This window comes from Neobacillus sp. NPDC093127, assembly GCF_044754175.1.
Lineage (GTDB): Bacteria > Bacillota > Bacilli > Bacillales > Cytobacillaceae > Neobacillus.
The window spans coordinates 66,493-81,118 of sequence record NZ_JBIVOP010000008.1; the positions used below are offsets into that span (position 1 = coordinate 66,493).

13 protein-coding genes and 1 pseudogene are annotated in these 14,626 nt (G+C 39.9%); 3 read left to right on the forward strand and 11 right to left on the reverse strand.

Annotation, left to right across the window (positions count from 1 at the left end):
- Positions 1-19: 19 nt before the first annotated feature.
- The 7 genes from grpE to gpr form a co-directional block, all read right to left on the reverse strand.
- Positions 20-619: a nucleotide exchange factor GrpE gene (gene grpE / locus ACIQCO_RS12880; protein ID WP_400429033.1), complete on the reverse strand. Its 600-nt coding sequence runs from the start codon at positions 617-619 to the stop codon at positions 20-22.
- Positions 620-719: 100 nt separating this feature from the next.
- A complete protein-coding gene (gene hrcA, locus ACIQCO_RS12885) occupies positions 720-1,751 on the reverse strand; it encodes a heat-inducible transcriptional repressor HrcA (protein ID WP_400429289.1) in 1,032 nt (343 codons plus the stop codon).
- Positions 1,752-1,838: 87 nt separating this feature from the next.
- Positions 1,839-2,975, reverse strand: coding sequence for a radical SAM family heme chaperone HemW (gene hemW, locus ACIQCO_RS12890; protein ID WP_400429035.1), 1,137 nt, complete (start codon positions 2,973-2,975; stop codon positions 1,839-1,841).
- Positions 2,976-3,240: 265 nt separating this feature from the next.
- Complete coding sequence (gene lepA / locus ACIQCO_RS12895) at positions 3,241-5,076, reverse strand: translation elongation factor 4 (RefSeq protein WP_400429037.1); 1,836 nt, start codon at positions 5,074-5,076, stop codon at positions 3,241-3,243.
- Between the two features lie 124 nt (positions 5,077-5,200).
- A complete protein-coding gene (locus tag ACIQCO_RS12900; protein ID WP_400429039.1) occupies positions 5,201-5,515 on the reverse strand; it encodes a DUF3679 domain-containing protein in 315 nt (104 codons plus the stop codon).
- Between the two features lie 30 nt (positions 5,516-5,545).
- A complete protein-coding gene (spoIIP, locus tag ACIQCO_RS12905; protein ID WP_400429040.1) occupies positions 5,546-6,751 on the reverse strand; it encodes a stage II sporulation protein P in 1,206 nt (401 codons plus the stop codon).
- 114 nt (positions 6,752-6,865) lie between these two features.
- Positions 6,866-7,990 carry a GPR endopeptidase gene (gene gpr / locus ACIQCO_RS12910; protein ID WP_400429042.1) on the reverse strand — a complete coding sequence of 375 codons (1,125 nt, stop codon included), beginning with the start codon at positions 7,988-7,990 and terminating at the stop codon, positions 6,866-6,868.
- A gap of 220 nt (positions 7,991-8,210) precedes the next feature.
- Here gpr and rpsT point away from each other — a divergent pair, with 220 nt between their 5' ends.
- Positions 8,211-8,471 (forward strand): 30S ribosomal protein S20, encoded by a 261-nt coding sequence (gene rpsT, locus ACIQCO_RS12915; protein ID WP_400429044.1) that lies wholly within the window; start codon positions 8,211-8,213, stop codon positions 8,469-8,471.
- Positions 8,472-8,522: 51 nt separating this feature from the next.
- Here rpsT and holA read toward each other — a convergent pair whose 3' ends face one another.
- Positions 8,523-9,539: a DNA polymerase III subunit delta gene (holA, locus tag ACIQCO_RS12920; protein WP_400429046.1), complete on the reverse strand. Its 1,017-nt coding sequence runs from the start codon at positions 9,537-9,539 to the stop codon at positions 8,523-8,525.
- Positions 9,540-9,878: 339 nt separating this feature from the next.
- Between holA and ACIQCO_RS12925 the strand changes: the two genes are divergently transcribed.
- A complete protein-coding gene (locus tag ACIQCO_RS12925) occupies positions 9,879-10,013 on the forward strand; it encodes a YqzM family protein (protein ID WP_400429048.1) in 135 nt (44 codons plus the stop codon).
- 66 nt (positions 10,014-10,079) lie between these two features.
- On the opposite strand, the gene ACIQCO_RS12930 is transcribed toward ACIQCO_RS12925, so the two are convergent.
- From ACIQCO_RS12930 to ACIQCO_RS12940, 3 genes and pseudogenes are all read right to left on the reverse strand, one after another.
- Complete coding sequence (locus ACIQCO_RS12930) at positions 10,080-12,407, reverse strand: DNA internalization-related competence protein ComEC/Rec2 (protein WP_400429049.1); 2,328 nt, start codon at positions 12,405-12,407, stop codon at positions 10,080-10,082.
- Positions 12,408-12,492: 85 nt separating this feature from the next.
- A pseudogene (locus ACIQCO_RS12935) lies at positions 12,493-12,939 on the reverse strand (ComE operon protein 2); the annotation flags it as partial.
- Positions 12,940-13,062: 123 nt separating this feature from the next.
- On the reverse strand, positions 13,063-13,698 hold the full coding sequence (locus ACIQCO_RS12940) for a helix-hairpin-helix domain-containing protein (protein WP_400429051.1): 636 nt from the start codon (positions 13,696-13,698) through the stop codon (positions 13,063-13,065).
- Between the two features lie 86 nt (positions 13,699-13,784).
- On the opposite strand from ACIQCO_RS12940, the gene comER reads away from it, so the two are divergent.
- Positions 13,785-14,609, forward strand: a complete 825-nt coding sequence (gene comER, locus ACIQCO_RS12945) for a late competence protein ComER (protein WP_400429053.1) — start codon at positions 13,785-13,787, stop codon at positions 14,607-14,609.
- The last annotated feature ends 17 nt before the right edge of the window (positions 14,610-14,626 follow it).

The window sequence follows — 14,626 nt, forward strand, 5'->3', positions numbered from 1 at the left end:
CCTAAAAAAATATGTAGAATTATTGATTTACTTTAACCATGGATGGGCGAATGACCCGATCCTTTAATATATACCCTTTTTGAAATTCATCAGTGACAATGTTGGAGCCAAAATTCTCATCTTCTCCTTGCATCACGGCTTGGTGCTGATGAGGATCAAACTCTTTTCCAACCGCTTCAATCTGCTCTACGCCTTCTTTTTTTAGGGCATCTAACAAATTGCGGTAAACCATGTCCATGCCTTGCAGCACTGACTTTGTTTGTTCATTGTCTGCTTCCAAATTCATTGCCCTTTCAAAATTGTCTAATGCAGGCAATAAATCCGTTATTAGGTTTTGAGCTCTATATTTTTCGCCAGCCTCTTGATCCAATCTAGTTCGGCGACGGAAATTATCAAAATCTGCTTGAAGTCTTAGGTAACGATTTTCTGCTTCCTCTAACTTCCCCTGCAGCTGTTGAATTTCTTTGAGCTGTTCTTCGACGGGATCAACAATAGTCTGTGCTGTTGTTTCATTCTCGTCAAAAACAGGCTCAGCTGTTTTTTCTTCAGTAAGTTCAACATTCTCAGTACTTTCAGTTTCTACATCTTCATTAATGGTATTATTTTTCTCAATTGTCAACTTACTCACCTCCCTCAAAGCGTTAGGTTTAATATTAAGATTCCCATGGAAAAGGGGGTAAATTAAGCAAGTATTTCACCCTTACTCAATATTACCCGTGTTAATTATTTTGATACAGCTTGGTTAACACTTCTGTTAAATCCTTGCTTAAGAATTGCAGCAAGCTGATGACACGTGAATATTCCATTCTTATTGGCCCAAGGATGGCTATCGTACCCAATTTTTCTTGACCAGCCGAATACGTAGCGGTAATTAAGCTGCAATTTTCCATCGCACTATTATTATTTTCCCGGCCAATTTTCACATGAATGCCTGCTGAATTTTTTCTAATTAAATTATAAATCCAATCTTCTTGGTCAATCATCATTAATAGACTGCGAATTTTTGAAATGTCATGAAATTCCGGCTGACTTAACATATTAGTTTTTCCGCCAAAAAAGAGCTTTTCATGGATTGGCATTTTCAAGGAATCGGCAATCGTATGGAGCATTAAATCATAATTATGGATATGCTGCCTTAAGAGCATCGCGACTTCCTTGTAAATCTTATCGTTTAAATCATCGAGAGGTACTCCTGCTAAACGGTCATTTAAAATATTGACCGTCTTTTCCAAATCACCGGCATCCACCGAAGCAGGTATCGAAAACGTTCGATTTTCGACATGACCTGTGTCCGTAACAAAAATGGCTACTGCGGTTTCTTTGTTTAACGGAATAATTTGGATTCTTTTTAACTTATTAATACTTACGGCCGGTCCTAGGACGATCGAAGTATAATTAGTTAAATCGGATAAAATCTTCGCTGACCTTTGAATAATTTTTTCGAACTCAAAAATTTTCTCAGCAAAAATGGATTGAATGATGGAAACATCCTTCTGATTTAAAACCTGAGGCGATAATAAATGATCCACATAATACCTATACCCTTTTTCAGATGGAACACGCCCTGAAGAGGTATGCGTCTTTTCAATAAACCCCAATTCTTCAAGGTCGGACATTTCATTGCGAATTGTTGCTGAACTGAAGGAGATTTCCTCCTTTTTCGACAAGCTTCTTGAGCCGACTGGTTGGGCAGATCGAATAAAGTCATCAACAATTACCTGAAGAATTAACAATTGACGATCTGTTAACAACATTCATCACCTCTGTTAGCACTCCTAGTTGCCGAGTGCTAATTATACTAATAAATTATCAAAAAAGGGGGGATGGTGTCAATAATTTCATCCTACTAAAAAGGATTGAAAAACTTCATTGCCTAAAAAACGGCCCTTTTTCGTTAAAAATATATGATTGCTCTTTACATCTATCCATTGTTTAGCAACTAAATCGGCGATTTCTTTTTCAAATAATTTGAGTGGGTCGACATCAAATTTTTCAGTGAAATGAGAAATTGAAACCCCTTCTGTTTTACGTAAGCCAAGGAACATTTCTTCTTCCATTTGTTCCGCTTTCGTTACCTGATGATCTTCAAAAACAGGGAGCACCCCGCCTTTAATTTGGTCGATATATTTTTTCAATGGTCCTGAATTTGATCGTCTATTGCCATTCACATAACTATGGGCACCTGCGCCGAAACCATAATAGTATTCGTTATTCCAGTATGTTAAGTTATGCCTGCTCTCAAATCCCGGCTTGGAAAAATTGCTTATTTCATACTGACTGAAGCTGTTTTTTTCCATTTCTCCCATTAACATTTCATACATTTGCGCTTCTATATCCTCACCAGGTGTCGGCAGTTTGCCTTTCTTTAGCAAGTTATAAAAAACTGTCTTTGGTTCGATGATTAACGAGTAGGCAGAATAATGCGTAATATCTAATGTAAACGCCTCAGCTAATGATTCCTTGAAGTCGGTTACCGTTTGCGTCGGCAAACTAAAAATGAGGTCAATACTTATATTTTCAAAGCCTATCGCTTTTGCTCGTTCAATTGTTTGATAGACATCCTTTGCCCGATGGACCCGGCCGATTTTTTTTAATAATTCGTCGTTAAAAGTTTGGACCCCGAGGCTGATTCGGTTTACACCTGCATCTTTTAATATTTGCAATTTATCCGTTGATAAATCACCAGGATTTGCTTCAAAAGTGAATTCCAGGTTCTCAGATTTAGGTAAATTTCGGTTAATGCTTTCACAAAACCGCTCAAGCTGCTGCTCATTTAAAGAAGTCGGTGTACCGCCGCCGACAAATATGGTTTCAAGCTGATTTGTTGGATAGTGGCTGAGAGTCATCTTCATTTCCTGGTCTAGCGCTTGTAAATAGTCATCTACAGGCTGGCCTTTTAGAAATACTTTATTAAAATCGCAATAATGGCAAATATGTTCACAAAATGGAATATGAAGGTAGGCAGCTTTTATCATTTTTTTCACCTCTTACTAATTAAAAGAGGCTGGATTTTGTCTGTCAAAAGACTTGTCCCAACCTCTCGCTTTTTATTTCTTGGCTGTGTTAAAAGTGAATGTTGATTTCCGTTCCAGGCGCGAGCGGTCCGCGGGGCGGGCGGTGAGCCTCCTCGGCGCTAAAGCGCCTGCGGGGTCTCACCTGTCCCGCTGCTCCCGCAGGAGTCTCGCGCCTTCCACTCCAATCAACATTGTGATCAAAATCAACAATATTCTTTAACACAGCTTATTTCTTAGTATTGTTATCGTCCATTTTTAAGACGGCCATAAATGCCTCTTGTGGTACTTCAACGGAGCCAACTTGTTTCATCCGTTTCTTACCTTCTTTTTGTTTCTCAAGCAATTTACGTTTACGGGAGATGTCCCCGCCATAACATTTCGCTAATACGTTTTTCCGCATTGCTTTAATCGTTGAACGGGCGACAATTTTTTGTCCAATCGCTGCTTGAATCGGAACCTCAAATTGCTGCCTTGGAATTAAGTCCTTTAGCTTTTCGACGATTATTTTCCCGCGTTCATAAGCAAAATCATTATGAACGATAAAGCTTAAGGCATCAACCTTTTCAGTGTTTAGCAATATATCCATTTTTACCAGCTTCGACGGTTTATAACCAATCAGTTCGTAATCAAAAGAGGCATAACCTCTTGTACTTGATTTCAATTGATCAAAGAAATCATACACGATTTCTGCTAATGGGATTTCATAGATAATACTTACCCGGTTTTCCCCCTGGTATTGCATATCTATAAAGATTCCGCGCTTTAACTGACAAAGCTCCATGATTGCCCCGACATAATCATTAGGCGCCATCATGGTTGCTTTTACATATGGCTCTTCAACACGGTCAATTTTCTGAGGATCTGGCAGGTTGGATGGGTTATCCACCTTGATTTCTGATCCATCAGTCATGTGGACATGATAGATAACGCTTGGCGCTGTGGTAATTAAATCAATCTTGAATTCCCGCTCAATCCGTTCCTGGATAATTTCCATATGAAGAAGTCCTAAAAAGCCGCAGCGAAATCCAAATCCAAGGGCCTGGGATGTTTCTGGTTCGAATTGAAGCGCCGAATCATTCAATTGAAGCTTCTCAAGCGCTTCACGCAGGTCATTAAATCTCGCCGTGTCAATTGGATAAAGTCCACAGTAGACCATTGGATTAAGCTTTCGATAGCCTGGAAGCGGTTCAGTTGTTCCATTTTTCGCATTTGTAATCGTATCACCGACACGAGTGTCGCCGACATTTTTAATCGCTGCTGTTAAAAAACCCACGTCACCGACGGTTAATTCATCAAGCATTGTCGCTTTCGGTGAAAAAACACCTACTTCATTTACTTCAAACTCTTTTCCAGTCGCCATCATTTTTATTTTGTCACCGACTTTAACGGATCCATCGACAACCCGAATATAAGCGACTACGCCGCGGTAAGGGTCATATAAGGAATCGAAAATCAACGCTTTTAATGGGGCTTCAGGGTCTCCTGTTGGTGCAGGGACTGTTTTAACGACTTGTTCAAGGATTTCTTCGATGCCGATTCCTGCTTTTGCAGAGGCTAAAACAGCTTCAGAGGCATCTAAACCAATAACATCCTCAATTTCATTACGCACCCGCTCCGGGTCCGCACTTGGCAAGTCGATTTTATTGATAACCGGTAGGATTTCAAGGTCATTATCAAGGGCAAGGTACACGTTCGCTAGTGTCTGTGCTTCAATTCCCTGTGCAGCGTCAACGACTAAAATAGCCCCTTCGCAGGCAGCAAGGCTCCTCGATACCTCGTACGTAAAATCGACATGTCCCGGTGTGTCAATTAAATGGAAAATATAGTCTTCTCCATCTTTTGCTTTATATTTTAACTGGACGGCATTTAACTTGATGGTAATCCCGCGTTCTCTTTCAAGATCCATTGAATCTAAGAGCTGGTCTTTCATTTCACGGGAAGTTAAGGCATTCGTTTTTTCTAAAATTCGATCCGCCAATGTTGATTTCCCGTGATCGATATGGGCAATAATCGAGAAATTTCTTATTTTTGCTTGTCGTTTGAGTCTATCTTCTCTGTTCATGGTAGTTCACTCCTACTATACTCGCACATTTACACTATTTTTGATTATATCAGCAGAGAAATCAAGATTCAATAAATTTTAAAAGCAGAAAAGGAGCGACACCATTATGGAGCCGCTTTTATTATTAATCTGTTATCAGCTGAATCAGTTTTTCCGAGGCGCCGGAAATCCCGTCTGACAGTTTCTTCCCCATCGATGAGAAGAAGTTAAACGCACTGATTTCCTCTAATCTTTTCTTTTTCGCAGCAATGTCATGACTGGAGATATCATTTCCAAGAATGGAGGCACTTATATGATCTCCGGATTCTTGGATAGAAACCGCATTTTGAAAGTTAGCATCATCATAGCCCTTCATTTTATGAATCCCATCATTGGCTAATTGCATTCCTGTTAAAACAGAGATTAACATCAGCGCGGCGATGCATAAGCTTTTTACCATAAACATCCTCATAGGAATTCTCCCTTACTACTATTGTTTGTCAGTCGATTGGTCAACATTTTGATTCACTTTTTCTGCCTGCCAGTAATATTCACTAAACACATCAGCGAGTGCTTCAGCCGAACGGTTTAATTCTTCAAATGTGTTATCGACGCCGCCGAATTCAATCAATATGGCATTTTTAGATAGATTTTGGTTATAGATTGCGTTTCCTGTACCAGCAGGCTTCACAATGACTCCCCTGCTTAAGCCCTTATATTTTTTTTGTAAAAGGTTATGGAGTTCAGTTGCAAGTTGTTGATTCTTTTCATAATTCGGATTTTTACCTCCGATAACAAAGGCAAGTTTGGCATAGGATTTTCCGTTTAACGAAACGGTTGTCGTTTCTCTCCGGCTTGAATCTCGATGGATGTCGATAAAGTATTGTAAATCACGATTCGAAGTCATGGCGGCTTGAACAACTAAGCGTGATTCCTGGTATGATTTTGCATAATTTAACCCTTTTTTATTTAAATTCGCCTGGACATCCGTTTTATCAACAAAAGTACCGATTCCTCTGTCCTCTAAACTTGTTTTTAATTGGTCGCCAACTTTTGTCACGTTAATTTGTGAATGGTAAGCGTTGTCAGGATCGTTAACATCTTTTAGATATGGGATATAGGATTCGCGATTATGTGTAAAGTAAAGATAAACCACTTTATGTTTTCCTGTTGTCTGCCCAGATGCGATTGGAGGCTTCTCTTCTGCAGGCTTATCTAATCCCTCTAAATTCACCAAGGACGCCTCTCGTTCGGCTTTCATAATTTCTATTGGAGGTGCCGATTCAATCGGCATATTCGTATAATTCGTCCCTTCACCTGCAACAACAATTTTTCCATCGAATTGAAAGAATCCGGGCAGCTCCCTGCCAAGAAGACTTCGCGGATCATTTAGATTAATATTGCTTGCTAGCTTAAATACCAAACTGCTTAGCTTAGGCGTCGGGTTCCAATTGTTTTCCGCCTTCAAAAAATGATGATTTTCCCAGCCCATTAATTGATATAGCAGTTCACCGTTGACATTTGTAGCAGCCTGATTGACTGAAGAAGACATAGGTCGAAATTGCGGCTTTAACGAGGTTAACAGCCCGCTTATCGAAAAGACCAATATCAAAAATAATGAAAGAGCAGCGAAAATTTTCAGAATGCTTGTCCCTTGGACAATCATAAACGTGCCTGATGTTCTAGTATTTTTCATGGTTCCACCCCGCTTCGAATTCTAGTAAATCTTATGACATTACTAGAATCGATAGAACCATTAAATTGCGATATAATAGGGACCTTACGAATTCTGGTCCCTTATTAAATTGGACTATCTTGTATAATACCCTGCGTTTTCTTGGTCAACTGCGCTGTGGAGTGAAGCGTTTAAACCGTTGGCAATCAGGTTAGCCATGTCCTCGATGAAAACGTCGACTTCCTTTGGAGTAACCATTAAATTATGGCCAATGGGCGACAAGACCTCATAGATTAACTTCCTTTTTTCATCCTCCGATAATGTGCCAATCATGCCAAGAAAGGTTTTCCGGTGCTTTTCTTCAGGCAAATCCTCTTCCGTTAACTTGCGCTTTTCGCCAAAGCTCATTCCAGCTGGGGCAAGTGCCCTTGAAGGACGATTTCCTTCCCTAAGCTCTTTTCCGAAATGCTTTAAAATGAAATCGATCGTATCACTTGTAATCGAAACAGCGTCGACCACTGTGGGAACACCGATGGCGATGACGGGAATACCTAATGTTTCTTTACTTAATTCTTTCCTTTTATTGCCGACACCGGAACCAGGGTGAATACCGGTATCGGATATTTGGATCGTCGAGTTTACTCTCTCAATTGATCTTGATGCGAGCGCATCAATCGCAATCACGAAATCCGGTTTTGTTTTTTCAACTACGCCAAAAATAATATCGCTGGTCTCAATCCCGGTCAGTCCCATTACACCCGGTGAAAGGGCACTAACGGAGCGATATCCTTCCTCGACATTTTCCGGCTGAAGCTGGAATAAATGACGAGTGACAAGCAAGTTTTCACAAACCATCGGTCCAAGTGCATCTGGGGTTACATTCCAATTCCCAAGACCGACAACCAGACAGGAATCAGTTTTTTTAATTCCGCTCCCTTCTAAAAAATGAGAAAATTCACTTGCAAAAACTTCGCCAACCTTTTGCTGAACCTCCGTATTTTGCTGGCGGATTCCTTGGACCTCTACGGTTAAATATCTGCCTGCCTTTTTTCCAAGCTGCTGCTCGCCCTGCTTGGTAACTTCAACTAATGAAATTTTTATATCATCAACATCTTTTTCCTTGATGATGACACCTTCGATTTGCGAAAGGTTTTCCTCCTGCCCGACTGTTCCGCCTCTGCCAGCAAGGACCATTTCCCTTGCTTCAATCGCCAAATCAGTTCGCACCGAATACTGACTTAAATCAATTGCTTCACCCATTACGATTCACTCCTATTATGAAATCTCCTATAAATAGAAACTATTTCCTATTTTTCCCCTTCTCATTCCAAAACATGCAGAGGAAAATTGTTATCCTTAATAATTGTGTATTGCAATATAGGCTCCTGTTTGATAAAATACTTCTTGTTCTGAATTATTATTATTGATGAATGTATAGTCGAGTTCATATAGTCTCGATTCTTTGTAGGAGGTGAATGGAATGCCTAACATTAAATCTGCTATTAAGCGTGTACAAACAAATGAAGCGAAAAATGCTCAAAATACAACTGCTAAATCCGCAATGCGTACGGCTGTTAAGAAAGTAGAAGCTGCTGTTACTACTAACGACGCTGCTGCTGCGAAGGAAGCATTAGTAACTGCTGCTAGTAAATTGGACAAGGCTGCTGGAAAAGGTCTAATCCACAAAAATGCTGCTGCTCGTAAAAAATCACGTCTTATGAAAAAAGCGAACGCACTATAATTAAAATGCGTTGACGAAAAAAAACGATTCCTTAACAGGAATCGTTTTTTTTTACTTCTTTAACCGAAACAATAACATCTCAATCAGTAAAGATTTATTCATACCGCCAGTTTTCATTTGATAATCCGCCTCAGCAAGCATCTCCATTAGGCGGGTTAATTCTTCATCGCTGAATTTACCCGCCTGGCCGAGTGCAAGCTTGACGCGGAACGGGTGTGTTTTCAGGTAACCTGCAATTTGCTGCTGCCCGTACCCTCTCCTTGAAAGCTCCTTCACTTGATAAATTAACCGGAACTGGCCTGCAAGCAGCGCCAAAATTTTGATGGGTTCTTCATTTTGTTTTAATAAATCATAATAAATTCGTAATGCCTCATCAAGTTTACGCTGAACCACTTTTTCAATTAAGGTAAAAATATTTTGCTCAAGCGAGCGGGAAACTAACTTTTCCACCAAATTCACATCAATTTTTTTTTGGTCTGCGGCATATAAAGCTAATTTATCGACTTCACTTGTAATCATAAACATGTTTGTTCCGACAAGCGCCACTAAGTGCTCAATCGCGTTGGGTTCAAATTCGATCCCGCTGCTCTTCGCCCGATTCTTTACCCAATTGATTAATTCGTGTTCTTTTAATTTTTTCGCTTCAACTAATTCTGCATTTCGTTTCAATTCTTTCGTAATTTTTTTTCGTTCGTCTAACTTTTCATATGGAGCAGAAATAACCATTACCGTATAGGGCGCTGGCTCTTTCAAGTAGGCTTCAAATTTCGCTAAATTATGTTCAATCTTCTCTTTTGATTTTTCTGCCGTTAAAAAGGCCGGATTATGTAAAAAGATTACTTTTCTTTCGCCGAAAAATGGAAAGGTTTCAGCATCCTCTAACGCTACATCGATGGGTGTATCCGCTAAATCATAAACGGAAAAATTAAAATCCTTCTCTTCTTCGGTTAATACCTCGTTCAGCAGTAATTGTTTCGTTTCGTTGATTAAGTATGCCTCTGTTCCATATAATAAATAAATAGGAGCAAAATCCCTTTGTTTAATTTTCCGCCAAATATCTAATACCATTGTCCGCGCTCCCCTTCATTTCACTCACATCTATCGTAAAGAAGCTTGGACAATTTGACAAGTACTTAAAGGGAATTAGCAACTTTTCAAAAAAGTGCCAATTCCCGATTTATAATGAACGCCCGGCAATTTTTAGACCTAGGTTCTAAGCTGCCGAGCGGAGTTCCTTCCTTTGTAACCATAGTGTAGCCTGCCTCGAGTCAAACTATTTTGACAACTCTTGTCAGTATAGGAAAGCATCTAAAAGGCCGGTTTGTGACTCTCTGCGTTTTCCACAGGCAGGCTGGATTTTTTCAATCAAATGGCTTATACTATATGATGAAATAGGAGGGGTAGACTGTGAACGAATTTGAAAAAAATCCTGTAAGTAAACGGAACGATGCAATTGATTCTGGAGTAGGATTTGGGGTTTCCTTTGGTTTTTTTGCTTTAATGTTTATTATTGCAACAGTCGTTAAGCTAATCGGTTCTTAAATAATTGGCTACATATGTGTAATCTAAGAGGCTGCATTTGGCGGCCTTTTTTACTTTGAATACATCTTATGGCAGATAGGTCGAAAAGGTTCCATTCTTTCGATAAAAACGGAAGGTGATTGCCCCCTGAAGGTCCGTCCGGTAAATTGTCGTGTTCGTTTCTCTCAAACGCTCTAAGACCTCTTGATGTGGATGACCGTACCGATTGCTTTCACCCGCCGAAATTAACGCTGTACTCGGTTTTATTTGCTTGATGAAAGCTTCTGCACTTGAGGTTTTACTTCCATGGTGACCGGCTTTTAATACATCAATCGATAAATTAGGATATTGTTTGCTGATTTTCATTTCTCCTTCTTGGTCAAGGTCGCCGCCAAAAAACCAGGTAACTCCCCCTACTTGCGCAACTAAAGCGATTGAACCGCTGTTTCGTTCTCCACTAAAATTTTTTTCAGGTGATAGGATATTAAAATTACTTCCTGCACTTTTCCATTGATCCCCCGCCGATACTTTTATGACTGGGATTTTTCTCCTTTCCGCCTCCTGAATAATTCTTATTTCCGTTTCTGATGGAGCAACGACAGAAGGCATCAGGATTTGTTTGACACGAAGCTCCTTTAAAATCGAAAAGGTCCCGCCGATGTGGTCCATATCCCCATGGGAAAGGATGAGTTTGTCGATTTTCGTGATTCCCTTTCCTTTCAACAAAGGAACAACGACATCCCTGCCGACTTCAAACGGTTTAGAGCGGTGTTTCCATTCTTCTTCGCCAAACGTCATCGTTCCCCCTGTATCGATGAGATAGGTTCCCCTCCCGTGGGGAAGATATATCAAACTGCTGTCCCCTTGTCCGACATCAATTATCGTCACTTCACCAAAGGGGTTCAGCCAATTCCAGACAGGTTGAAAGGAAAAGAGGAAAACGACTAAATAAATCAAATGGGTTTTCCTTTTTGGATACGCGTTAGCTTCCCAGATGTAAAAAATAGCAATGATGATAACGATGTAGATGATTAGCTGAATGATGTTCGGTCTACCAGGAACAAAAGAAGCGAATGAAAAATGGGCTAAATAGCCAATAAGATAATCGGAAAGGTATATTATTTTTTTGAAAATAGTTAAAAGAAATAGTGGTGTGTTTCCAAATAGCATTTGAACGATAAACAAGAGGTATAAGCCTGGGAGATAAACAAACGAAAAAAGCGGAATGTATAACATATTAGCTGCAATCCCTATCATCGACATTTCAAAGAAATGATAGAACAAAAATGGAAGGGCTGCTAATTGAGCCGTTACTGAGGTAGCTAGTATTCGCGCGCCATTGTTTTGAAAACGGCGCAAAATAATCGGCGCAGAGAAAATAATCACCAGACTTACCGAAAAGGAAAGTTGAAAGCCAATATCAAAAATAACCTTTTGGGAAAAAAACAAAAAAATCATGAACGCTAAACTTATTGCATCAATCGGTAAGAGCTTTCGTTTGCTTCTCCACTTAACGGTTAGTAAAACAAGATAAATCATTAAGACCGCCCTGATTACCGATGGAGAGGCACCGGTAAGAATGACATAGACAGGTAAAATCAGCAGCAGGAAATTCATCATCAACTGTCTCGTCAATCCGATTCGAATTCCCAAATAAAAAACCATTCCCACTAACAGCGAAACATGAAGGCCTGAAATCGCTAACAAATGGACGATACCTGTTTTTTGAAAATCTCCCAATAAAACAGGGTCAAGCATACTGCGGTCACCAAAAATTAAGGCTGCAGAAAGTGAAGCAATTTCGATTGGAAAATTAGCCTCAAGATAACGAATTCCTAAAAAGCGAAGTTGTTTCATCATGGTCATTGGAGAGGGTTTCATCGGGGAACAATTTTGAAGCGGATTTCCCGGGATTTCAACAATCCAATAAATATCCTTCGAAGCTAAATATTGACGGTAATTAAAGCCATTTGGATTTTTTGCGACGGCTGGTTTTTTCATGGTGCCTGACACCTGGCACGAACAATTGTAGAAGCTTTTACTCTTTAACGACTCTTGTTCTGCTTCCGATTTTATTTTGTAACGGATGATTAGCTTTTCCTTGAACTGTTTTTCGGTTGCCTGTATCTGCAGGAGGTCGCCATCAATTTTTGGATTGTCGTTAAATTCGATATAGAAATCAGTGGTAGTTTCGGGAATTACGGATTTATTATCTAATTCTGTCCGCCCTGCCAAAAACAAAAATGTCACAAAAATAATTATTACTACGAATAGGTGTTTATTTTCAAATCGTTTGAATTTATTTAGCAGATAAAGATAAAGGATAGACAGCAGAAAAAAAGGAAGAAACGTAACTAGAGAACACAGGACACCCAAAATGGCAGCAAGAGCGAAATAAAAGTATTTTCCATTCATGATTATTCTCCATTAGTAGTTTTTTTAACGAGGGTGGAACGCCGGAATATCCGGCGTCATTCTAGAGGAATTACTGATTAATCTTTCGAAAATCGATAACCTGTTCTATTAGCTCAACCTTTTCTGTTTTCACATTTGCTTGTTCAAATAGTTCGATGGCAAACGGGTGATTTTTATAATCCATCGCATAATAAACCGTTTTAATCCCTGCTTGGATAAGTGCCTTACAGCATGGGAGGCAAGGAAAATGAGTCACATAAATTTCCGCTTCGGATGTTGGCACACCAAATTTTGCACATTGTAAGAGCGCATTTATTTCCGCATGAATTGTCCGTACACAGTGATTGTCGATAACATAGCATCCTTTATCAATACAATGGTCTCCTCCGGCTATCGACCCATTGTAGCCGCCAGCAATGATTCGTTTATCCCTGACAATCGTCGCCCCAACCGTCAGTCTTGTACATGTGCTTCTTAAAGCGAGTAAATGACTTTGTGCCATAAAATATTGATCCCATGAAATCCGGTTCACATTCTCCCACTCCTTAAAAAATTTTCTGATTTAAGTGTAAGCTGGCTTGGATGATCCGGTCAATAAGAAAAGCCCAAGCGCCTTGCTCAGCTCACGACGTGCCTGGGGCTAGACAATCAAGAATCAATGAACGGCAATCGAATCCTTTAATTTTTCAAACGTTTTATCTCCAATGCCACTTATATTCTTAATATCTTCCACCGCTTTAAATGGACCGCTTGTATTCCGATACTCGATGATGGCTGCCGCTTTTGCCGGACCGATTCCGGGCAGGGTTTGTAATTCACTTTCAGTCGCTTTATTGATATTAATTTTTCCTTGGGTTTTACCTGCGCCGCCCGATGATGTCATCGGGGCTCCCCCTGATGTGACAGGTGCCGAAATCCCCTCCTCGCCGATGGCTGGTATATATATCAACATTTCATCATGCACATGCTCGGCAAAATTCACCTGACTTTGGTCTGCCTGGTCCTTTAATCCCCCTGCGCGGTTAATCACATCGATAACCCGTTCACCCGAATTGGATAGATAAACCCCTGGCAGTTTGATCTGCCCCTTAACATCAACCATAATCTTTTCCGGCAGCTCTTTCTTTTCAGCATTCTTAGCGTCGGACAGCTGCTTATTGTCTACTTGACTAATGGAGGAATTGAGTGGAAGTTCTTCATCAACATAAACATAGAAATAATAAAAGCTCCCAAAAATAAGTAAAACAGCAATGATTAGATAAAATTTGTGTTCAATTACCCAGTCTTTCATATGAATCCATCCTTTCTAAAGGTATATTTTATTACTCGTTTTCATATGGTTATTAAAGAATATTGCTTGTGAAGGAGGGTCGGAAAATGAATATAGGTATTATCGGTACCGGTAATATGGGGAGTATTGTGGTGGAAGCCTTAATTGACGGAAAAGCCATTTCCCCTTCTTCCATGATGATCACGAATAGAACCATTTCAAAAGCCATGCAGCTGAAAAATAAATATAAAGAAATTAGGGTTGGGGCAAATGCAGAAGAAGTAGCGGCACAATCCGATTTGTTATTTTTATGTGTAAAACCATTAGATGTATTTAAAATCCTCGATGAAATACACCCCCAATTAGGTCGAGAAAAATGTCTTATTTCGATAACGAGTCCTATCAGTACAGGCCAACTTGAACAAAAGGTATCCTGTTCTACTGTCCGTGTGATTCCAAGCATCACCAATCGTGCGTTATCCGGGGTGTCATTGATTACTTATGGAGAAAATTGCAGCGACCTGTGGAAAGTGAGAGTAGAGCAATTAATCACGAAGATTTCTGTTCCGGTTTATATTGATGAAAAGGTAACGAGGGTTGCCTCAGATATCGTTAGCTGCGGACCGGCTTTTTTCAGCTATCTCCTTCAGAGGTTCATCCGAGCAGCCGTAAAGGAGACAGAAATTGATGAAAAAACTGCCACGTTATTTGCCAGTGAAATGATTGTTGGACTTGGTGAATTATTAAAGCAAGGGCATTATACGTTACCATCACTACAAGAAAAAGTGTGTGTAAAAGGCGGAATAACCGGTGAAGGTATAAAAGTACTGGAGAACGAACTTGGAGACGTATTTGAGCACCTGTTTCAGGCGACACACGCAAAATTTAAAGAAGATCTGGATAAAGTAGAGTTACAGTTCTCTAATCATTAATTCGTGTTTATTTGACA